Source organism: Pseudescherichia sp., from assembly GCF_031987975.1.
Classification (GTDB): domain Bacteria; phylum Pseudomonadota; class Gammaproteobacteria; order Enterobacterales; family Enterobacteriaceae; genus Pseudescherichia.
Map to the genome: position 1 here is coordinate 359,412 of NZ_DALZYX010000002.1, position 20,298 is coordinate 379,709.

Sequence of the window (20,298 nt, forward strand, 5' to 3'; positions counted from 1 at the left end):
CAGGAGTGGAACCATGCAATACAACACGTTAGGAACAACGGATCTTAAGGTTTCCCGTCTTTGTCTTGGCTGTATGACCTTTGGCGAACCGGATCGTGGCAATCACGCCTGGACCCTGCCGGAAGAGAGCAGCCGCCTCATTATCAAGCACGCCCTTGAAGGCGGCATTAACTTTTTTGACACCGCAAACAGCTACTCTGACGGCAGCAGCGAAGAGATCGTTGGCCGGGCGCTGAAGGATTTCGCCCGTCGCGAAGAGGTGGTAGTAGCGACCAAGGTTTATCATCAGGTGGGCGATCTGCCGGAAGGGCTTTCCCGGGCGCAGATCCTGCGTTCCATTGATGACAGTCTGCGCCGCCTTGGCATGGAGTACGTTGACCTGCTGCAGATCCACCGCTGGGACTATAACACCCCTATCGAAGAGACGCTGGCGGCGCTGGACGAGGTCGTAAAGGCCGGTAAGGCGCGCTACATCGGCGCATCGTCCATGCACGCCTCGCAGTTTGCCCAGGCGCTGGCGCTTCAGGATCAAAACGGCTGGGCGCGCTTTGTGACCATGCAGAACCACTACAACCTTATCTACCGTGAAGAGGAGCGCGAGATGCTGCCGCTCTGCTATCGAGAAGGCGTAGCGGTGATCCCGTGGAGTCCGCTGGCGCGTGGCCGCCTGACCCGCCCGTGGGGGGAAACCACCGCCCGCTCGGTGTCGGATGAGTTCGGTAAAACCCTCTACAACGAGAGCGATGCCGGAGACGCGCAGATTGCCGAGCGGCTGGCGGCCATAGCGGAAGAGACCGGCGCGACCCGGGCGCAGGTGGCGATTGCCTGGCTGCTGAGCAAGCCCGGCGTGGCCGCCCCGATTATCGGTGCCTCGCGCGAAGAGCAGCTTGAAGACCTGATTCAGGCAGTAGAGTTAACCCTGACGCCGGAGCAGATTGCCGAGCTGGAAACACCGTATAAACAGCATCCGGTAGTGGGATTTAAATAGAGGTAGGCATCCGGCCCGCTATGGGCCGGATAAAAACTGATTAAATAATACCAATGGGCCAGTGATGGCCAAGAACGTAGAGGATCCCTGCCGCCACAATCCCGGCAACGATATCATCGACGATGATACCCATCCCACCGTGCACGTTGCGGTCAAACCAGCGGATCGGCCAGGGCTTCCACATATCAAAGATGCGGAACAGCACAAAGCCAGCGGCTACCCACTGCCAGTCGTTAGTGGGCAGCGCCATCAGGGTGATCCACATTCCGATGAACTCATCCCAGACAATGCTGCCATGGTCGTGCACGCCCATATCTTTTGCCGTCTGATGACACAGGTAGACGCCAATACAGATAGAGAGCATCACCACCATGGAGTAGAGCTGCCACGGCAGGAAGGTCATCAGATACCAGAACGGGATCGCCGCCAGCGAGCCCATGGTGCCTGGCACCACCGGACTCAGGCCGCTGCCAAAACCGGTGGCCAGCAGGTGCCACGGATTACGCAAGTTCAGGCGGCTTTTAGCGATATCTTTAGTGCGCGGCAAAATGGTCATATCCTTTCCAGTCAAACGTCACGGCCCTGCCTTCGCGGGTAAAGCTGATACCGTCAATATCGGCGCTCATCCGCCCGATGCAGGTATAGGGAATGCCTAGCTGACCAATTGCCACCTCCAGCGCACCGCGATTAAGCTCGGGCACGGTGAAGCACAGCTCGTAATCCTCACCGCCGCCCAGCGCCCAGCGTAGAGCCTGGTCTGGATCCACGTGGCGACGCAGGGCATCCGAATACGGCAGCGTATCAACATCGATAATCGCGCCGCACTCGCTGGCCTGCAAAATATGCCCAAGGTCGGAGATCAGCCCGTCGGAGAGATCGATAGCGGAATTAGCCAGATCGCGCAGCGCCTGACCGTGCAAAATACGCGGCGTTGGACGCAGGTGGCGTTTAACCAGCCAGTCGGCGTCTTTAGGATCGTCTACCTGCAAACGATCCTGGAGGATCGCCAGCCCGGCGGCGCTGTCCCCCGGCGTGCCGGTAACGTAGATCCAGTCTCCGGGCTTCGCGCCTGAGCGTTTCAGCGCCCGGCTCACGGGAACATAGCCGTGAATACCCAGCGTCATGGAGAGCGGCCCACGGGTGGTATCCCCGCCGATGAGCTGCATATCGTAGTAGCTAAGCTGCTCGAACAGGCTATCGCTAAACGCTTTCAGCCAGGGTTCATCGACCTCCGGCAGGGTCAGCGCAAGGGTCAGCCACGCCGGGTCAGCGCCCATCGCAGCCAGATCGCTTAAGTTAACCGCCAGCGCTTTGTAGGCCAGGTCAGCAGGATCGATATCCGGGAGAAAGTGAATGCCCGATACCAGCGTATCGGTACTGATTGCCAGGGTCTGTTTTTCCGGAACGTTCAGCAGCGCGCAGTCATCGCCGATGCCGGTTTCAACATCCAGGCGCGCGCGTCTGACACGGTTAAAGTAACGGGCAATAAGGGAAAATTCGCCGCATGCCATACGTTATGCCTCAGCAGAATAAATGAGTAAGGCCGGGGCGAAGCGGCAACTGCGCTCCGCCGTACCGGCCTTGAGATTACTTTTTGTGGGGGCGGATCGCGGGTGCGGCTTTATCCAGCACGCCATTCACAAACTTGTGGCTGTCCTCTGCGCCAAACGTCTTCGCCAGTTCAATGGCTTCGTTGATGGCAACCTTATACGGCACGTCATCACGTTTGGAGAGTTCAAACAGCGCGATACGCAGTACCGCTTTCTCAACCTGGCCCAGCTCTTCAAGCAGGCGGGACAGATAGGGCTTCATCAGGCCGTCGAGATATGCGCTGTTAGTCGCCACCCCGGACAGCAGCTCGCGGAAGTACGCGATGTCAACGTCTTTGACATCCTGTTCCGCCAGGAACTGGTATTCAACATCGGCGATGTCGTTCTGGGACAACTGCCAGGAGTAAAGCGCCTGGACGGCACACTCACGGGCGCGGCGACGAGCAGCAGGTTTCACGGAATTCCCCTTACAAAAATCAGCCTTGGATGGCTTTCAATACATTAATCATTTCAAGCGCGGTCAGTGCTGCTTCAGCACCCTTGTTACCCGCTTTCGTGCCAGCGCGTTCGATGGCTTGTTCAATACTTTCAGTGGTGAGCACACCAAAGGCTACCGGAATGGCGCTCTCCTGGGCAACGTGCGCCAGGCCGTTGCTTGCGCCGCCCGCCACGTATTCGAAGTGTGCCGTACCGCCACGGATCACCGTGCCGAGCGCAATAATCGCATCGTATTTACCGGCTTTTGCCAGCGCGCCCGCCGCCAGAGGCAGCTCATAAGCACCTGGAACCCAAACAACGGTGATGTTTTCATCTTTAACCTGGCCGATACGCTTCAGGGCGTCGATAGCACCTTCCAGCAGGCTGTCGTTGATGAAGTTGTTGAAACGCGCAATGGTGATGGCGACGCGAGCGTCCGGGGCAGCAACAGTAGCTTCAATAATGTTCATAAACTTACCTTAGGGTTCTCATATAGCCCCCGCAGGGGGGCGGATTTTATCATACTATTTTACGCACTGCTTCCCTTTTACGAGCGCACTACGCGGGGGTCAGATGCAGGCATAAATCCGGGCCTACCTGACGTATTTCAGTGAATTTTAGCTGCGGCGCGGCCGCCAGGCTCTCAAGCCCCGGCAGCACGCAGAGGCCACGCGCCTCGCTGCCTAACAGCTTCGGCGCCAGATAGACGATCAGCTCGTCCACCAGCCCGGCCTGCAGTAGCGCGCCAGCCATCTGCGCGCCCGCCTCTACCCAGATGCTGTTGATCTGCTCGCGTCCCAGCAGCATCATCAGCGAGACCAGATCGAGATGGCCATTATGCTCGGGAACCAAAATCTGGCGCACCCCGTCCGGCCACTGACGATCGTCGGCGCGGGTACGGGCAAACCAGGTTTCACCCGGCTGCTGAACAAGGCGCTGCGCCGGCGACACGCGATTCTGGCTGTCGACGACGATACGCACCGGCTGGCGTAGATCGGCCTCGGAATAGCGCGCCTGAGTATCGGCACCCAGCTCGTCCCAGCGTACGGTCAGGGCCGGATCGTCCGCCAGCACCGTGGCGCTGCTGGTTAATATCGCGTGGCTCTGGGCGCGCAGGCGCTGAACGTCCCGGCGCGCCGCGGGCGAAGTGATCCACTGGCTTTCGCCGTTCGCCATCGCCGTACGCCCGTCCAGCGACGCACCAAGCTTGAGCTGGATCCAGGGGAAGCCGGTGCGCATGCGCTTGAGAAAGCCGCGGTTAAGCCGCTCCGCTTCGCTCATCATCAGGCCGTGGCTGACCTCGATCCCCTCCTGAGAGAGACGGTACAGCCCCCGTCCTGCCACCTGCGGGTTGGGATCCTGCATCGCCGCGACCACGCGGGCAACGCCGGCATTAATCAACGCTTCGCAGCAGGGCGGCGTGCGGCCGTGGTGACTGCACGGCTCCAGCGTGACATAGGCGGTTGCCCCTCGGGCGCGCTCACCCGCCATGCGCAGAGCGTGCACCTCCGCATGGGGTTCGCCGGCACGAAAGTGAAACCCCTCCCCGACGATTTCGCCATTTTTCACAATGACGCAGCCGACATTTGGATTAGGATGGGTGGTGTAACGCCCGCGCTGCGCCAGCTTCAGTGCCCGGGCCATGTAGATCTCGTCCTGCTTATTTTCCAGCATCGGCCTAGTCCTGTAAGCGGGCGATCTCTTCGCCAAATTCGCGGATATCTTCAAAGCTGCGGTAGACGGAGGCAAAGCGGATATAGGCCACTTTATCGAGCTTTTTAAGCTGCTCCATCACCAGGTTGCCGATCATTTTGCTGGGAACCTCGCGTTCACCGGTGGCCCGCAGCTGGGATTTAATGTGATTGAGGGCCATCTCGACGTCATCGGCGCTGACCGGGCGTTTCTCCAGCGCCTTCAGCATGCCGCTGCGTAATTTGTCTTCGTTAAACGGCTCGCGAACTTCGTTGCTCTTCACGACGCGCGGCATCACCAGCTCGGCCACCTCGAAGGTTGTAAAGCGCTCGTTGCATACCAGGCACTGGCGGCGGCGGCGCACGGAGGAGCCTTCGCCCACCAGGCGAGAGTCAATTACTTTGGTATCCACGGCGAAACAGAATGGGCAATGCATACGGCGTCCTGAAGATAAAATTAACTGAAATCTATTTTAACCTGATATGCCGCGACAACAAAGGCATCAGCACTTTTGGGATAAAGGATCGATGGCAAGCGTGTCCGAACGATCTACCCTTACAGGCAATAAAACGTTTAAGGAAACCGTTATCATGACAAGACGTTATCTGAAACTCGCCCTGCTGGGGAGCCTGTTTACCCTTAGCGCCTGCGCCCAGCAGAGTGAGGTGCGCCAGCTGCACCAGAGCGTGAGCACGCTTAACAAAGAGATGACTAAGCTCAACCAGGAGACGGTGAAAATCACTCAGCAGAACAGCCTGAACGCGAAGTCTGAGAGCGGCGTCTACCTGTTACCGGGAGCCAATACCCCGGCGCGACTGAACAGCCAGCTCGGTATGCTGCGCATGTCACTGAAGGATATTGCGCCGAACGCAGGCGGAACGCGCCTGACGCTGCTTATTCAGGGTGAGTCGAATACGCCGCTACCAGCCTTTAGCGGCACGGTTGAATGGGGTCAGATTCAGGGCACGACGGAGAATTATCAGGAAGTTAACGTGCAGAATCAGCTCATTAGCGCCCCCGCCAGCACGCTTGCACCCAGCGACGTCAGCGTCCCGCTACAGCTCAACGGTATTACCCCGGAGCAGCTTGGCTTTATCCGCATTCACGATATTCAGCCTGCCAATATGCAATAGCGTCACACTCGGTTACTTTCTGTAAGGGCGCAGCGTCGCCCTTCGCTTTTTACTTTGCTGTTATCACCTCTTTTTAGCGCCTCTTCCCTACCTCAAATATTGGCAACAAATCGGAATGCCAGTACAATCGCCCCGTTTTATCTATGCAAACGTGAACGCAATCGATTACGTACGTGATAGATATGTGAAACAAGACATATTTTTGTGAGCAGGGAAACTTATAATAGGCCCGCAGAAACACGAAACATTTTGAAAAGCATCAACAGCGTTCTTTCGATCCCGTCAGGGACTTCAATCAGTGGCATAAATATGAAAAAAACATTATTCGTCGCCGGTGCGGCACTCGCGCTCTCCTCCACTTTCGCCGTTAATGCGGCCGAAACCAGCAACAGCGAGTTCGTCTCCGACTGGTGGCATCAGAGCGTTAACGTGGTAGGCAGCTACCACACCCGTTTCGGACCGACCATTCGTAACGATACCTACCTGGAGTACGAAGCGTTCGCCAAAAAGGACTGGTTTGACTTCTATGGCTACATGGATGCACCAGTATTCTTCGGTGGTAACAGCACCGCGCAGGGTATCTGGAACCACGGCTCCCCGCTGTTTATGGAGATTGAACCGCGCTTCTCTATCGACAAGCTGACCGATACCAGCCTGGCGTTTGGTCCGTTTAAAGAGTGGTACTTCGCGAACAACTACATCTATGACATGGGCCGCAACAAAGCGGGCCGTCAGAGCACCTGGTACATGGGTCTGGGTACGGATATCGATACCGGCCTGCCGATGAGCCTCTCTCTGAACGTTTATGCCAAATACCAGTGGCAGAACTACGAAGCGGCAAACGAGAACGAGTGGGATGGCTACCGCTTCAAGGTGAAATACTTTGTGCCGATCACCCAGCTGTGGGGCGGCCAGCTGAGCTATATCGGCTTCACCAACTTTGACTGGGGCTCCGAGCTGGGCGACAAAGATTTCCGCGATCAGAACGGCATGCAGGCGCGTACCAACGACTCCATCGCCTCCAGCCACATTCTGGCCCTGAACTACGATCACTGGCACTACTCTGTGGTAGCGCGTTACTGGCACAACGGCGGCCAGTGGAACGACGATGCCAGCCTGAACTTCGGCAGCGGCAACTTCAACGTCCGCTCTACCGGCTGGGGTGGTTACCTGGTGGCAGGTTACAACTTCTAAGCCTGCTGATGCCCGGCATCAGACATAAAAAAAGCCAGCTTATCGCTGGCTTTTTTATTGGCAGAAGCTTAATTACGGCAGAATGGACGGCTGGTCCGCCCCCTCTTTCTCTACCTTCTGCTGCAGCAGATGCTCACGCTTCATCCCGAGCTTCAGCGCCAGCGCCGAGGCTACGTAGATTGACGAGGCCGTACCGATGGATACACCGATCAGCATGGTCAGCGAGAAGCCCTGCAACATTGCGCCACCGAAGAGGTAGAGCATCAGGATCACCACTAAGGTGGTGCCTGAGGTGATCAAGGTACGGTGCAGCGTCTGGGTCAGCGACACGTTAAAGATTTCGTAAGGCGTCCCGCGACGGATTTTGCGGAAGTTCTCACGAATACGGTCGGAAACCACGATGCTGTCGTTCAGCGAGTAACCGATAACGGACATCAGCGATGCCACGATAGTCAGATCGATCTCGATATGGAACAGCGACAGCACGCCCATGGTAATGATCACGTCGTGCGCCAGGGCGATAACTACCCCCGCCGCCAGACGCCACTCGAAGCGGAAGCCAACGTAGACGAGGATAGAGATCAGCGCCACCAGCAGTGCCATCGCGCCATTCTGTGCCAGATCGGCACCAACGCTTGGCCCCACGAACTCGATGCGTTTTACCGCCGCGTTCTGGCTGGTGGCCTCGTTGATAACGCTCACCACCTTGCTGCCCAACGCCTGACCGCCGGTCGCCCCTTCGGCAGGCGGCATGCGCACCATGATGTCACGGCTGCTGCCGAAGTTCTGCAGGAGCGGATCCTCAAAACCGGCTTTCTGCAGCGCATCACGCATCATGTCCATGTCGGCCGGTTTTTCCAGCGAGATTTCAATGACCGTACCGCCGGTGAAGTCGAGACCCCAGTTAAAGCCGCGCACGCCGATGATGATAATCGACAGGATCAGCAGAAAACCGGAGATGCCGAAAGCCCAGTAATCCCAGCGCATAAAGTCATAGACTTTACGCCCGTGGTTCAATTGTTCAACAGTATATTCCTGTGCCACAACGCACTCCTCAGATAGACAGCTTGTTGATGCGTTTGCCGCCGTACAACAGGTTTACGATGGCACGTGTACCGACGATAGCGGTAAACATTGACGTCGCCACACCGATACCGGTAGTAATCGCAAAGCCTTTAATTGCCCCGGTGCCTACGGCATACAGGATGATGACCTTGATAAGCGTCGTGACGTTGGCATCAAAGATGGAGCTAAACGCGCCTTTGTAACCTTCGTCAATCGCCTGCTGTACCGAACGGCCGTTGCTCAACTCTTCTTTGATACGTTCGTTAATCAGTACGTTCGCATCCACCGCGACCGCAAGGGTTAAGACGATCCCCGCGATACCCGGCATGGTCAGGGTTGCCCCTGGCAGCAGAGACATCACGCCGACGATCAGCACCAGGTTAGCGATAAGTGCAGAGGTCGCGATCAGGCCGAACTTCTTATAGAAGAAGACCATGAAGATGATGGAGGCAGCGAGACCCGCCAGACAGGCTTCCAGACCCTGCTGAATGTTCTGCATCCCAAGGGTTGGGCCGATGGTACGCTCTTCAACGATCTGGATTGGGGCAATCAGCGCGCCCGCACGCAGCAGCAGCGAGAGCTGACGTGCTTCGTTCGGATTGTTGATGCCGGTGATGCGGAAGCTATTGCCGAGGCGAGACTGGATATTGGCGATGTTGATCACCTCTTCCTGTTTCACCAGCACGGCGCGGCCGCTAGCATCTTTCTTACCGCTGTCCTTGTACTCCACGAACAGGGTCGCCATCGGCTTGCCGATGTTGTCCTTGGTGAAGTTAGACATGATGTTACCGCCGGCGCTGTCGAGGGAGATGTTAACCTGCGGCTGGTTGTACTCATCCTGGTTGGAGGTGGAGTCGGTGATGTGATCCCCGGTCAGAATAACGCGTTTGTACAGCACAACCGGCTGCCCTTCGCGCATCTGCTTCACTTCCGAGTCGCCCGGCACGCGGCCTGAGGCAGCAGCGGAGCTGTCAACGTTGGTGTTGACCAGACGGAACTCCAGCGTGGCGGTCGCGCCCAGGATCTCTTTCGCACGCGCGGTGTCCTGAATACCCGGCAGCTCGACGACGATACGGTCAGCACCCTGGCGCTGCACCAGCGGCTCAGCCACGCCCAGCTGGTTAACACGGTTACGCAGAATGTTGATGTTCTGCTGTACCGCATACTCGCGGGCTTCGCTCAGACGCGCGTCGGTCATCACCGCACGCAGCGCGTTGCCGCCCTGGGTGTTGATAACCAGATCGCGGTGGCGCGGGGTCAGATAAGAGATGGCGTCGTCACGTGCCGCGCTGTCGCGGAACACGATACTCATGCCGTAGTTATCTTCTTTACGCACGTTGGTGTAGGCAATGCCCTTCTCGCGCAGATCGCTGCGCAGGCTGTCCATGTTCTGCTCCTGGAGCTTGCCCAGCGCGGTGTCCATATCCACTTCCATCAGGAAGTGCACGCCACCACGCAGGTCGAGGCCGAGCTTCATCGGCTCCGCTTTCAGCATGGAGAGCCAGCGCGGAGTGGCCGGCGCAAGGTTCAGCGCGACAACGTACTTATCGCCCAATACGCTCATCATCGCCTCACGGGCGCGCAGCTGCGTATCGGTGGAGTCAAAGCGGGCAAGAATCGCGCCCTCTTCCAGTGCCACAGACTTAGCGGTGATTTTTTGTTCTTGTAAAGTGTTCTGGACCTGGATCAGCGTTTGCTCACTGGCGGCGACGCCGCGCGCGCCAGTGATTTGAACAGCCGGATCCTCACCATAGAGGTTGGGAAGTGCGTAAAGCAGGCCGACGACAATGACGACGACCAGCATAATGTACTTCCACAAAGGATAACGGTTTAACACGGCAGTTCCCTTTGGGAAAACAGTAGATTACAGCGCCTTCATGGTGCCTTTCGGCAGAACGGCAGCTACGAAGTCACGTTTGATAACCACTTCAGTGGTGTCGTTCAGCGCGATAGCAATGTAGCCAGTTTCCGCTACTTTAGTTACGCGGCCAACCAGACCACCGTTAGTCAGCACTTCATCACCTTTAGCGATGGAGTCCATCAGCTTTTTGTGCTCTTTGGTGCGTTTCTGCTGCGGACGCAGGATCATGAAGTAGAAGATCAGACCGAACACCACCAGCATCAGGATCAGAGACATCGGGCTACCCTGCGCCGGTGCACCTGTTGCCGCTACAGCATCAGAAATAAAAAAGCTCATTTAAATTCCCTCATTATTAAAATTAATCAACGTTCAAAGGTGGAACTGGACGACCCTGACGTTGGTAGAAATCGGTCACGAAGCTCTCTAATTTACCCTCTTCGATAGCCTTACGTAAACCAGCCATTAAGCGCTGGTAGTGACGCAGGTTATGAATGGTATTGAGGCGCGCGCCCAATATTTCGTTGCAACGGTCAAGATGATGCAAGTAAGCACGTGAATAATTGCGACACGTATAGCAATCACACTCCGGATCCAGCGGCGATGTGTCGCTTTTGTGCTTCGCGTTGCGGATTTTCACTACGCCATCAGTCACGAACAGATGTCCGTTACGCGCGTTACGCGTTGGCATGACGCAGTCGAACATGTCGATGCCGCGACGCACGCCCTCGACCAGATCCTCCGGTTTCCCTACGCCCATCAGGTAACGTGGTTTATCCGCCGGGATCTGCGGGCAGACATGCTCCAGAATACGGTGCATATCTTCCTTTGGCTCACCGACAGCCAAACCGCCGACAGCGTAGCCATCAAAGCCAATCTCTACCAGACCCTTGACTGAGATATCGCGTAAATCTTCGTAAACGCTGCCCTGAATGATACCGAACAGGGCGTTTTTGTTCTCCAGCGAGTCAAAGCGATCGCGGCTGCGCTGTGCCCAGCGCAGGGACATCTCCATTGAGCGCTTGGCGTAGTCCCAGTCGGCAGGGTACGGCGTGCACTCGTCGAAGATCATTACGATGTCGGATCCGAGATCGTACTGGATCTCCATCGATTTTTCCGGATCGAGGAAGATCGGATCGCCGTTGATCGGGTTGCGGAAGTGCACCCCCGCTTCGGTGATTTTACGGATGTCGCCGAGGCTAAAGACCTGGAAGCCGCCGGAATCGGTCAGGATCGGCCCTTTCCACTGCATAAAGTCGTGCAGATCGCCGTGCAGCTTCATGATCTCCTGGCCAGGACGCAGCCAGAGGTGGAAGGTGTTACCGAGGATGATCTGCGCGCCGGTGGCTTCAACTTCTTCCGGGGTCATCCCTTTTACCGTGCCGTAGGTTCCCACAGGCATAAAAGCAGGCGTCTCAACGACGCCACGATCGAACACCAGGCGGCCGCGACGCGCGCGACCGTCGGTGGTATCAAGTTCAAATTTCACTTAACTCTCCAGCATCAGAAAAACAGTCTGACGTTTAAACCGGTGTCGCGGACTTATTCCCCGACACGCTCATCAATAGCGGAAGGATTGTACGTGATAAACATCGCATCCCCGTAGCTAAAAAAGCGATATTTCTCTTCCACGGCAGCGTGATAGGCGTTCATGGTGTGCTGATAACCGGCAAACGCCGACACCAGCATAATTAGCGTTGATTCCGGCAGATGGAAGTTCGTCACCAGCGCGTCAATCACCTTGTACTGATAGCCTGGATAGATAAAGATCTGCGTATCGCCAAAGAAGGGTTCGATAAGATCGCTTTTCGCCGCCTGGGCCGCGCTCTCCAGCGAGCGTACGGAGGTGGTACCTACTGCGATCACCCGGTTACCGCGCGCTTTCGCTGCCAGCACCGCATCGACCACCTCCTGCGGCACTTCGGCATACTCAGAGTGCATGATGTGATCTTTAATGCTGTCGACGCGCACCGGCTGGAAGGTACCTGCCCCCACGTGCAGGGTCACAAAAGCTTGCTCAATGCCCTTCTCACGCAGCGCGGCCAGCAGCGGCTCGTCAAAGTGCAGGCCCGCCGTCGGGGCAGCAACCGCGCCTGGCTTTTCACTGTAGACGGTCTGGTACAGCTCGCGGTCGGCGTCCTCGTCCGGACGGTCAATATAGGGCGGCAGCGGCATATGGCCGATAGCGTTGAGAATATCCAGCACCGGACGCGCGTCGTTAAACTCCACCTCAAACAGCGCATCGTGACGCGCTACCATGGTGGCATGGATGCTCTCATCGTCTCCCAGCAGCAGCTCGGCACCCGGTTTTGGCGCTTTAGAGGCGCGAATATGTGCCAGAATACGTTTATCATCGAGCATACGTTCGACCAGCACTTCAATCTTGCCGCCGCTGGCTTTACGGCCAAACAGGCGTGCCGGGATGACGCGGGTATTGTTAAACACCAGCAGATCGCCCGGGTTGAGCTTATCGAGCAGATCGGTGAAAGTACCATGCGTCAATGCCCCCGTCGGCCCGTCAAGCGACAGCAAACGACAGCTGCTACGCTCAGGCTGCGGATAGTGGGCAATCAGGGATTCAGGTAGTTCAAAGGAAAAATCGGCAACACGCATGACGCTAACTCAAGACATAATTAAGAGGCGGGTAGTCTAGTGCCGGGGCGTGCTCCCTGCAACCGTTACCCGCCTGTGGATAAAGAATAGACGATGAATTTTCTTGCTCATTTACATCTGGCCCATTTAGCGAACAGCTCGCTTTCAGGCAACCTGCTCGCCGATTTCGTGCGCGGCAACCCGGACGGCACCTACCCTGACGAGGTGGTAGAGGGTATTCGTATGCACCGGCGCGTTGATGCCCTGACCGACGCCCTGCCGGAGGTGCGTGAAGCCAAGGCCTGGTTCCGCCCGGAGACGCGGCGCGTCGCGCCTATTACGCTGGACGTGATGTGGGATCACTTTCTCTCCCGCCACTGGGCGCAGATCTCTCCCGATCGGCCGCTGACGGAGTTTGTCCGTTACGCCCGCGCTCAGGTGGCCACCATTCTGCCGGTATCGCCGCCGCAGTTCGTCAATCTTAATAGCTACCTGTGGTCGGAAAACTGGCTGGAGCGCTACCGCGAGATGGCATTTATTCAGCAGGTGCTGAACGGCATGGCTAACCGCCGTCCCCGCCTCGACGCCCTGCGCGACTCCTGGCACGATTTGGACGCCCACTACCCGGCGCTGGAGCAGCAGTTCTGGCAGTTCTATCCGCGCATGATGGATCAGGCGCAAAATAAGCAGCTTTAAGCATTGCGTTCTCTTTTCGCCCTCCTATACTGGCCGCGTTGCGCTAAATAACCTCATTATTAAAAGGAGATTTAATATGGTTCTGGTCACGCGTCCGGCTCCGGACTTTACTGCCGCGGCGGTATTAGGCAGCGGTGAGATCGTTGAGAAATTTAACTTCAAACAGCACACCGCAGGCAAAACTACGGTTCTCTTCTTCTGGCCGATGGACTTCACCTTCGTCTGCCCGTCTGAGCTGATCGCCTTCGATAAACGCTACGAAGAGTTCCAGCAGCGCGGCGTCGAAGTGGTCGGCGTCTCGTTTGACTCTGAGTTTGTCCATAACGCCTGGCGTAACACCCCGGTGGAGAAAGGCGGCATTGGGCCGGTGAAGTATGCGATGGTGGCGGATATCAAACGCGAAGTGCAGAAAGCCTGGGGCGTTGAGCATCCGGACGAAGGCGTGGCCCTGCGCGGATCTTTCCTGATTGATAAATCAGGCATCGTGCGCCATCAGGTAGTGAACGATCTGCCTTTGGGGCGTAACGTCGACGAAATGCTGCGTATGGTGGATGCATTACAGTTCCACGAAGAGCATGGCGAAGTGTGCCCGGCCCAGTGGGAAAAAGGTAAAGAGGGAATGAACGCCTCTCCGGATGGCGTGGCGAAGTTCCTCAGCGAACACCTGACAAACCTGTAGTTTTTAACGCCGGGCAGCTGCCTGCCCGGCCTACAGAACAGCTTAATTCCCCAACCAGACCGAAGCGGAAACCGCCGGCAGGTGCAGGGTATCCGCAACAATCTCTCCCTTACCCTCTTTGATCTGCCACTGCTTCACATCCATTAGCGGTGAGGCGGAGAGCGTGACATCAATTGCCGCTCCCCGGTTGATCGCCACCAGCAGACGCTGCTGCTGATAAACCCGCATAAAGATAAAAACGTCCCCTTCAGCGTGGATCACCTGGCAACCGCCGTAGCGCAGCGCTTTGGTTTTATGCCTGAGTTTTGCCATGCGCTGATAGAGCGCCAGCAGGGTAAGATCCTGCCGTTTTTTATCCCACGGAAAGGGCTTACGGCAGAAAGGATCGTTGTTGCCGTCCAGTCCGACCTCATCGCCGTAGTAGATGCAGGGTACGCCCGGCCAGGTAAAGAGCCAGACCACGCCCAGCGGCATGCGATCCATCTGTTTACCCAGCAGAGAAATAAACCGGGCGGTGTCATGGCTATCGAGCTGGTTAAACATGCGTAGCTGCTGCTGGTGCGACAAACCGGCGCGGTAGTTATTCATCCACGCCGCACAGGTCTGGGCATCGAGCTGCTGCGGATCGTAGGAGATGTCGGTATTGGCCAGAAAGCCCCACAGCGGCACGGTAAAGCCGCGGTAGTTCATGGCGGCGTCTTCAGCGTCGGCCTGTAGCCACTGACGGGCGTCACCAAAGTGCTCTCCGACGATGTAAGCCTCTGGATTGGTCTCTTTCGCCGCCTGGCTGATGCCGGTGACGTGCAGGAGGTTATTGCGCGCCCCGCCTGCCTCCCCCAGCATATGCACTACGTCGAGCCGCCAGCCATCCATGCTCCACGGCGCTTTCAACCAGTGGCGCACGATGCTGTCCTCACCCCGGTAGATCTCTTCCACCAGAGAGGGATCCTGATAGTCCAGCTTCGGCAGGCTCGGGTAGCCCAGCCAGTCCAGCGCCCGCCCGTCGGCGGAGAAGCTGTACCACGACCGCCAGGGCGACGTGGGGTTATGGCACGCCCCGGTGGTGCCGCGATTGTGGCGATCAAACCAGGCGTGGGAGTCGCCGCTGTGGTTGAAGACGCCGTCCAGCAGCAGGCGGAACCCTTCCCGACGGGTATTCTCCCGCAGGCGCAGCAGCGCACCATCGCCACCGAACTGGGGGTCAACGTGGCGATAGTCTTCGGTGTCGTATTTATGCACGCTGGGTGCGGTAAAGACCGGGTTCAGGTAGAGCGCCGTGACGCCAAGCTTTTTAAGATACGGCAGCTTTTCGCTGATACCGTCGAGATCGCCGCCGTAGAAGGTGGAGCCGCCGCCGTGGGCGGTAACTGGCTCGTCCCAGTCGCGCAGCTCAATGTTTTGCCCGGCGGCGTGGTGATAATAGAGATTGTCCTGACTGGACTCCCGCGGCAGGCTACGGGCAAAGCGGTCGGTAAAAATCTGGTAGAAGACCTGATCGGCTACCCACTGCGGCCCGCTATCCGGCGCGTCGATGGCAAACTGCTCCAGCCGGGCAGGCGGAAAGCGGCTGAAGCCTTGCGGGGTAAACCAGATCTGGCGGTCGTCCCACAGCAGCTTGAAGCTATAGCGGCGGCGCGGTTGGCCGCTGGCTAAGTCGATCTCTGCCCGCCAGGCCGTAACGCCAGGCTTGGGCGCACTTCGCAGCGGATGCATGCGGATCGAGGTCTCTTCATTGTCATTTTCCGCCCGCAGGGTCACCCGCAGCGGCAGCGCGTCTCCGGTCAGCCACAGAACAACCTGCAGCTTGTCTTTGTTCTGTTTTACAAACGGCGCGACCGGAAGATGCCAGGCATTCAGCATAACTGCTCTCCTTTAGGTTGATCCTGCCAGAGAACAGTATGCGATGTGCGGTGGTTTACGCCACTGCTTTTCGACGTTTAAACATCCAGCCCACCAGCAGCAGAGCAATCCATGCAAAGCCCACGTAGAGCGAGATGCGGGTCTCCGGGTGGTAGCCGATCAGGGCGATGATAAAGGCCAGGAACAGCACGCCGACAATGGTCGTCGCGACCCCGCCTGGCACTTTGAATTTCAGCGCCTTGACCTCTTCCGGCGACAGACGGCGACGGAAAGCGATCTGCGACAGCAGGATCATAATCCATACCCAGACCGTGGCGAAGGTTGCCAGCGAGGCGATCACCAGGAAGATATTCTCCGGCATGATGTAGTTCAGCCAGGCGGCAAACAGCAGCGCCACGGTCATCACCAGCACCGTTACCCAGGGAATGCCCCGGCGGGAGGTTTTGGCGAACATCTTCGGGGCGCTGCCCTGCTCCGCCATGCCGTGCAGCATACGCCCGACGCCAAACACGTCGCTGTTGATCGCTGAGAGCGAGGCGGTCAGCACCACAAAGTTCAGGATGCTGGCGGCAAAGGTGATCCCCAGATGCTGGAAGGTCAGCACGAACGGGCTGCCCTGGGTACCGACCTGATTCCACGGGTAGATCGACATAATGACAAACAGGGTGCCAACGTAGAACACCAGGATACGCAGCGGAACGGAGTTGATGGCGCGCGGAATCGACTTCTCTGGATCTTTGGCTTCACCGGCGGTGATGCCGATGATCTCAATGCCGCCATAGGCAAACATCACCATCTGCAGGGCCATCACCGTGCCGAGCCAGCCGTTGCTGAAGAAGCCGCCGTTGCTCCACAGGTTGTGGATGCCGGTGGGCTGCCCGCCGTTGCCGATGCCCCAGATAATGATACCGAAACCAGCGGCAATCATGATGATGATGGTAGCCACTTTGAAAAACGAGAACCAGAACTCCAGCTCGCCGAAGACCCGAACGCTCATCAGGTTGACGGCGCAGATGATCATCACCACGCTCAGGACCCAGATCCAGTGCGGCACCGTCGGGAACCAGACGCTCATGTAGATACCGAAGGCGGTGACATCGGCGATGGCGACGATCAGAATCTCAAAGCAGTAGGTCCAGCCGGTGATATAGCCCGCCAGCGGCCCGAGGTTCTCCTGGGCGTAGCGCGAAAACGAACTGGCGGACGGGTTATGCACCGACATCTCACCGAGGGCGCGCATAATAATATATGCCGCCGCGCCGCCAATAATATAGGCCAGCAGCACGCTGGGACCCGCCATCTTGATGGCGTCAGCCGATCCATAAAACAGCCCGGTACCAATCGCCGAGCCTAGCGCCATAAAGCGGATGTGCCGGGTGCTTAATCCCCGCTTTAGCTTGTTCGTACTTTCCATCGTTTCCACTGCCGTTTAAAAATAAAAAAACCACGGGATTGTAAGCCCCGTGGTTAAAGACGCAACCGTAAATTAATGTGCGCTGGATGTCACCTGACGTCCCGCCACGCGATCCCAGCAGATTGCCAGCACCGCCATCACTACGGTCGGCATCAACCATGCCAGACCCTGCTCCGCCAGCGGCAGACGTGTCGTCCAGGCCGGTAAGATACCACCAAACGCCGACGCTTTAATGCCGTCCATTACGCCGAAGACCAGGCTAATAAACATGGCAGGCGCAATTACGCGGGAGGAATTATGCCACCAGTTGCGGGTAAAGCTTAATACAACCAGTGCGATACAGGGCGGATAGATCGCCGTCAGCACCGGGATAGAGAGCTGAATAAGATGGCTCAGGCCGAGGTTAGAAACCACCATCGAGAAGCCACCGAGGATAAACACCAGCGTGCGGTAAGAGAGCGGCACGTACTGGGCAAAGAACTCTGCACAGGCGCAGGTCAGGCCGACAGCGGTGACCAGGCACGCCAGGAAGATCAGTACCGCCAGCATCATGCTGCCCGCGCCGCCGAAGGTGTGCTGAACGTAGGCGTGCAGGATAGCCGCGCCGTTTGCCGACTGATCGACCAGCGAAGCGCTGTCGGAGCCGAGGCGGAACAGCGCCAGGTAGAGCAGCGTCAGGCCTACGCCCGCCATCACGCCAGCCAGCACGGTATAACGGGTCAGCAGACGCGCATCGCTCACGCCGCGAGAGCGTGCCGCGTTGACGATCACGATACCGAACACCATCGCACCCAGCGTATCCATGGTCAGGTAGCCGTTCACGAAGCCGTTGGAGAACGAGGCGTGCTCGTAGGCCTCCATCGCATGGCTGATCGGGCCAGCCGGCCAGACAATAGCGGCAACCGAGAGCACCACCAGCGCGACGATCTTCATCGGTGCAAGGAAGTTACCTACCGTATCCAGCAGCTTGCCCGGATAGAGCGAGACCAGAATAACAATCGCAAAGTAGACCAGGCTGTAGATAAACAGCGGCATCGCGCCGTCGCCGGTCAGCGGGGCAATCCCCACTTCGAACGAGACGGTAGCGGTACGCGGAGTCGCGAACAGCGGGCCTACGGCCAGATAGCAAACGGTCGCCAGCAGCACGCCAGCCACTTTGCCAATCGGGGTGCTGAGGCTATCCACACCACCACCCACTTTCGCCAGGGCGATAACCGTTAGTACCGGCAGACCCACGGCAGTGATCAGAAAACCAAAGGCCGCCGTCCAGACGTGTTCACCCGCCTGCAAACCGACCATTGGCGGAAAAATGATGTTACCCGCGCCGACGAACAGCGCGAATGTCATAAAGCCCAGAGCAACGATATCTCGTGGTTTTAAACGATGGGTCATATGTATTAACTGCCTGTGGATGTGGTGTTGAACGTGTTGACTTTTTCGCCAGTCCCTACGGGACAATACAGCGGTAATATCATTAGATTCCAGCGGGATATGCTTCCCACCGGGCGTGGCGAAGAATAGTTTTTCGATTTACCACGCAAATCCAGCCTGTCTGTCATCGACAGGGGCGCAATTTAAACGCTTATAACGTTTAAAGGCAAGATGGGATCGCAAAACCAGATGGTTATAGTAGACCGGCGTAAATAAGCAGCATAAAACGCCAATTATAAGAAAAACACATGGCTAATCATGCGAACAAAAAAGCAGCAACCGCAGAAAAGCAGGTGCTGTGCTGAATGGTGCAAAGCTAACAGGCCGCTTTTTGCGGCCTGTGGAAAGCTATGCTGACAGCGAAGGCCTCACTCAGTGGATTTGGCAATTAACCTTTCCGGCAGGGTGAAGCTAAATCGTGTTCCTTTGCCCGGCTCGCTGACGATTTCCAGACGGCTGTCGTGGTGGTTGACCGCATGCTTAACGATCGCCAGCCCTAACCCGCTGCCGCCGGTCTGGCGGGATCGCGCCTTATCGACGCGGTAGAAACGCTCGGTCAGACGTGGGATATGCTCAGCGGCGATGCCAGGCCCGTTATCCTCTACGCTAAACTCCACCCCGTTTGCGACCCGCTGCCAGCGGACGGTGATATGGGTTGCGGGCGGGGTATGATTTACCGCGTTATAGACGAGGTTAGAGATGGCGCTGCGCATCTGCTCATCGCTGCCCAACACCTTCAGAGAATTATCGACATGAAACTCAAGGGTTTGCCGCTGCTGGCTCAGGGTCTGCGCTTCTCTCTCCACGACCCGTAGCATCATCGGGACATCAATGACTTCATTAGGCGTGTGAATCGGCGAGGCCTCAATTTTCGACAGCGTCAGCAGCTGCTTCACCAGACCCTCCATGCGAGATGTCTGCTCACGCATGGTGTGCAGCGCTTTTTCCCGCGTCGGACCGGCCAGGGTCTGCTCCTGCATCATCTCCAAATAGCCCTGCAATACCGTCAGCGGCGTGCGCAGCTCATGACTGACGTTGGCAAAGAAGTTGCGCCTTGCCCCTTCCAGCTGGTGCATCTGGGTTACATCGCGGGCGACCATCAACAGCTGCTGCTCGCTGTAGGGCATCACGCGGATTTCAAGGTGGCGCCCGGTGTTCAGGATCAGGTTGAGCGGTTTAGCAAAGGCCTGCTGCTTCAGGTACTGGGTAAACTCGGGGTAGCGCAGCAGGTTAAGGATATTCTGGCCGTTATCGTCTGGCCAGCGCAGCCCCAGCAGCTGCTGGGCAAGGCCGTTGCACCAGAAGATCACCCCCTCTTCGGTGGTGAGCACCACCGCATCCGGTAGTGACTCCGCGCCACTGCGAAAGCGTTTGATCAGGCTGCCCAGTTCGCGGCGGCGCTTTTTGTTGCGTAGCTGCATCTGATGCAGGCCGTAGAGCAGCGGCTCCCAGCTGCCGTGTCCGGGAGGGGGGGTCATACTGCGGTCTACCCACAGCCACCAGGAGAGCTGAAGTAAGTTCCAGAAGTGCCAGATCAGTAATCCGGTGACCGAGGCCAGCAGAAACCATGGCAAATAGCCAAATATAGCCCCAAGCACCAGGGCCGGGATACAGCTTAAAAACAGCTCAAAGACCAGCCTTTTCCATGACAGCCGTTCCAGCACGCGTC

General features: G+C 57.5%; 20 protein-coding genes. 5 read left to right on the forward strand and 15 right to left on the reverse strand.

Annotation, left to right across the window (positions count from 1 at the left end):
- The first annotated feature begins 13 nt into the window (after positions 1–13).
- The gene (locus tag RTN40_RS05085; RefSeq protein ID WP_312227507.1) at positions 14–988 is read left to right on the forward strand and encodes an aldo/keto reductase; all 975 of its coding nucleotides are present in this window, start codon (positions 14–16) and stop codon (positions 986–988) included.
- 40 nt (positions 989–1,028) lie between these two features.
- Here RTN40_RS05085 and pgpA read toward each other — a convergent pair whose 3' ends face one another.
- The 6 genes from pgpA to nrdR all read right to left on the reverse strand — a co-directional run bounded on the left by pgpA (position 1,029) and on the right by nrdR (position 5,143).
- Positions 1,029–1,544: a phosphatidylglycerophosphatase A gene (gene pgpA / locus RTN40_RS05090; protein ID WP_312227508.1), complete on the reverse strand. Its 516-nt coding sequence runs from the start codon at positions 1,542–1,544 to the stop codon at positions 1,029–1,031.
- A complete protein-coding gene (gene thiL / locus RTN40_RS05095; RefSeq protein WP_312227509.1) occupies positions 1,522–2,499 on the reverse strand; it encodes a thiamine-phosphate kinase in 978 nt (325 codons plus the stop codon). Before thiL ends, pgpA begins: the two co-directional genes overlap by 23 nt.
- A 76-nt stretch (positions 2,500–2,575) precedes the next feature.
- On the reverse strand, positions 2,576–2,995 hold the full coding sequence (nusB, locus tag RTN40_RS05100) for a transcription antitermination factor NusB (protein WP_042391578.1): 420 nt from the start codon (positions 2,993–2,995) through the stop codon (positions 2,576–2,578).
- Between the two features lie 19 nt (positions 2,996–3,014).
- The gene (gene ribE, locus RTN40_RS05105; RefSeq protein ID WP_042391577.1) at positions 3,015–3,485 is read right to left on the reverse strand and encodes a 6,7-dimethyl-8-ribityllumazine synthase; all 471 of its coding nucleotides are present in this window, start codon (positions 3,483–3,485) and stop codon (positions 3,015–3,017) included.
- Between the two features lie 88 nt (positions 3,486–3,573).
- The gene (ribD, locus tag RTN40_RS05110; RefSeq protein ID WP_312227510.1) at positions 3,574–4,689 is read right to left on the reverse strand and encodes a bifunctional diaminohydroxyphosphoribosylaminopyrimidine deaminase/5-amino-6-(5-phosphoribosylamino)uracil reductase RibD; all 1,116 of its coding nucleotides are present in this window, start codon (positions 4,687–4,689) and stop codon (positions 3,574–3,576) included.
- Positions 4,690–4,693: 4 nt separating this feature from the next.
- Positions 4,694–5,143 (reverse strand): transcriptional regulator NrdR, encoded by a 450-nt coding sequence (nrdR, locus tag RTN40_RS05115; protein WP_042391575.1) that lies wholly within the window; start codon positions 5,141–5,143, stop codon positions 4,694–4,696.
- 154 nt (positions 5,144–5,297) lie between these two features.
- Here nrdR and RTN40_RS05120 point away from each other — a divergent pair, with 154 nt between their 5' ends.
- Both RTN40_RS05120 and RTN40_RS05125 read left to right on the forward strand, forming a co-directional pair.
- Complete coding sequence (locus RTN40_RS05120; protein WP_312227511.1) at positions 5,298–5,840, forward strand: DUF3251 domain-containing protein; 543 nt, start codon at positions 5,298–5,300, stop codon at positions 5,838–5,840.
- A 309-nt stretch (positions 5,841–6,149) separates the two neighbouring features.
- The gene (locus RTN40_RS05125) at positions 6,150–7,034 is read left to right on the forward strand and encodes a nucleoside-specific channel-forming protein Tsx (RefSeq protein ID WP_312227512.1); all 885 of its coding nucleotides are present in this window, start codon (positions 6,150–6,152) and stop codon (positions 7,032–7,034) included.
- 72 nt (positions 7,035–7,106) lie between these two features.
- Here the strand turns inward: RTN40_RS05125 and secF are convergent, their stop codons facing one another.
- The 5 genes from secF to queA are packed head-to-tail and all read right to left on the reverse strand — an operon-like array spanning position 7,107 to position 12,570.
- Positions 7,107–8,078 (reverse strand): protein translocase subunit SecF, encoded by a 972-nt coding sequence (gene secF, locus RTN40_RS05130; protein WP_312227513.1) that lies wholly within the window; start codon positions 8,076–8,078, stop codon positions 7,107–7,109.
- Between the two features lie 10 nt (positions 8,079–8,088).
- Positions 8,089–9,936 carry a protein translocase subunit SecD gene (secD, locus tag RTN40_RS05135; RefSeq protein ID WP_312227514.1) on the reverse strand — a complete coding sequence of 616 codons (1,848 nt, stop codon included), beginning with the start codon at positions 9,934–9,936 and terminating at the stop codon, positions 8,089–8,091.
- A 27-nt stretch (positions 9,937–9,963) separates the two neighbouring features.
- Entirely contained in the window at positions 9,964–10,296 is a 333-nt protein-coding gene (yajC, locus tag RTN40_RS05140) for a preprotein translocase subunit YajC (protein WP_012904809.1), read from the reverse strand.
- Between the two features lie 22 nt (positions 10,297–10,318).
- On the reverse strand, positions 10,319–11,446 hold the full coding sequence (gene tgt, locus RTN40_RS05145; protein ID WP_312211140.1) for a tRNA guanosine(34) transglycosylase Tgt: 1,128 nt from the start codon (positions 11,444–11,446) through the stop codon (positions 10,319–10,321).
- 53 nt (positions 11,447–11,499) lie between these two features.
- Entirely contained in the window at positions 11,500–12,570 is a 1,071-nt protein-coding gene (queA, locus tag RTN40_RS05150; RefSeq protein WP_312227515.1) for a tRNA preQ1(34) S-adenosylmethionine ribosyltransferase-isomerase QueA, read from the reverse strand.
- A gap of 93 nt (positions 12,571–12,663) precedes the next feature.
- Here queA and acpH point away from each other — a divergent pair, with 93 nt between their 5' ends.
- Both acpH and RTN40_RS05160 read left to right on the forward strand, forming a co-directional pair.
- Entirely contained in the window at positions 12,664–13,245 is a 582-nt protein-coding gene (acpH, locus tag RTN40_RS05155; RefSeq protein ID WP_312227516.1) for an ACP phosphodiesterase, read from the forward strand.
- 76 nt (positions 13,246–13,321) lie between these two features.
- Positions 13,322–13,924, forward strand: a complete 603-nt coding sequence (locus RTN40_RS05160) for a peroxiredoxin C (RefSeq protein WP_312227517.1) — start codon at positions 13,322–13,324, stop codon at positions 13,922–13,924.
- A 42-nt stretch (positions 13,925–13,966) separates the two neighbouring features.
- Here the strand turns inward: RTN40_RS05160 and malZ are convergent, their stop codons facing one another.
- The 4 genes from malZ to phoR all read right to left on the reverse strand — a co-directional run bounded on the left by malZ (position 13,967) and on the right by phoR (position 20,293).
- Positions 13,967–15,784: a maltodextrin glucosidase gene (malZ, locus tag RTN40_RS05165; RefSeq protein ID WP_312227518.1), complete on the reverse strand. Its 1,818-nt coding sequence runs from the start codon at positions 15,782–15,784 to the stop codon at positions 13,967–13,969.
- A gap of 55 nt (positions 15,785–15,839) precedes the next feature.
- On the reverse strand, positions 15,840–17,198 hold the full coding sequence (gene proY / locus RTN40_RS05170) for a proline-specific permease ProY (protein ID WP_312227519.1): 1,359 nt from the start codon (positions 17,196–17,198) through the stop codon (positions 15,840–15,842).
- A gap of 72 nt (positions 17,199–17,270) precedes the next feature.
- A complete protein-coding gene (brnQ, locus tag RTN40_RS05175; RefSeq protein ID WP_312227520.1) occupies positions 17,271–18,590 on the reverse strand; it encodes a branched-chain amino acid transporter carrier protein BrnQ in 1,320 nt (439 codons plus the stop codon).
- Positions 18,591–18,997: 407 nt separating this feature from the next.
- The gene (gene phoR / locus RTN40_RS05180) at positions 18,998–20,293 is read right to left on the reverse strand and encodes a phosphate regulon sensor histidine kinase PhoR (RefSeq protein ID WP_312227521.1); all 1,296 of its coding nucleotides are present in this window, start codon (positions 20,291–20,293) and stop codon (positions 18,998–19,000) included.
- Positions 20,294–20,298: the final 5 nt, after the last annotated feature.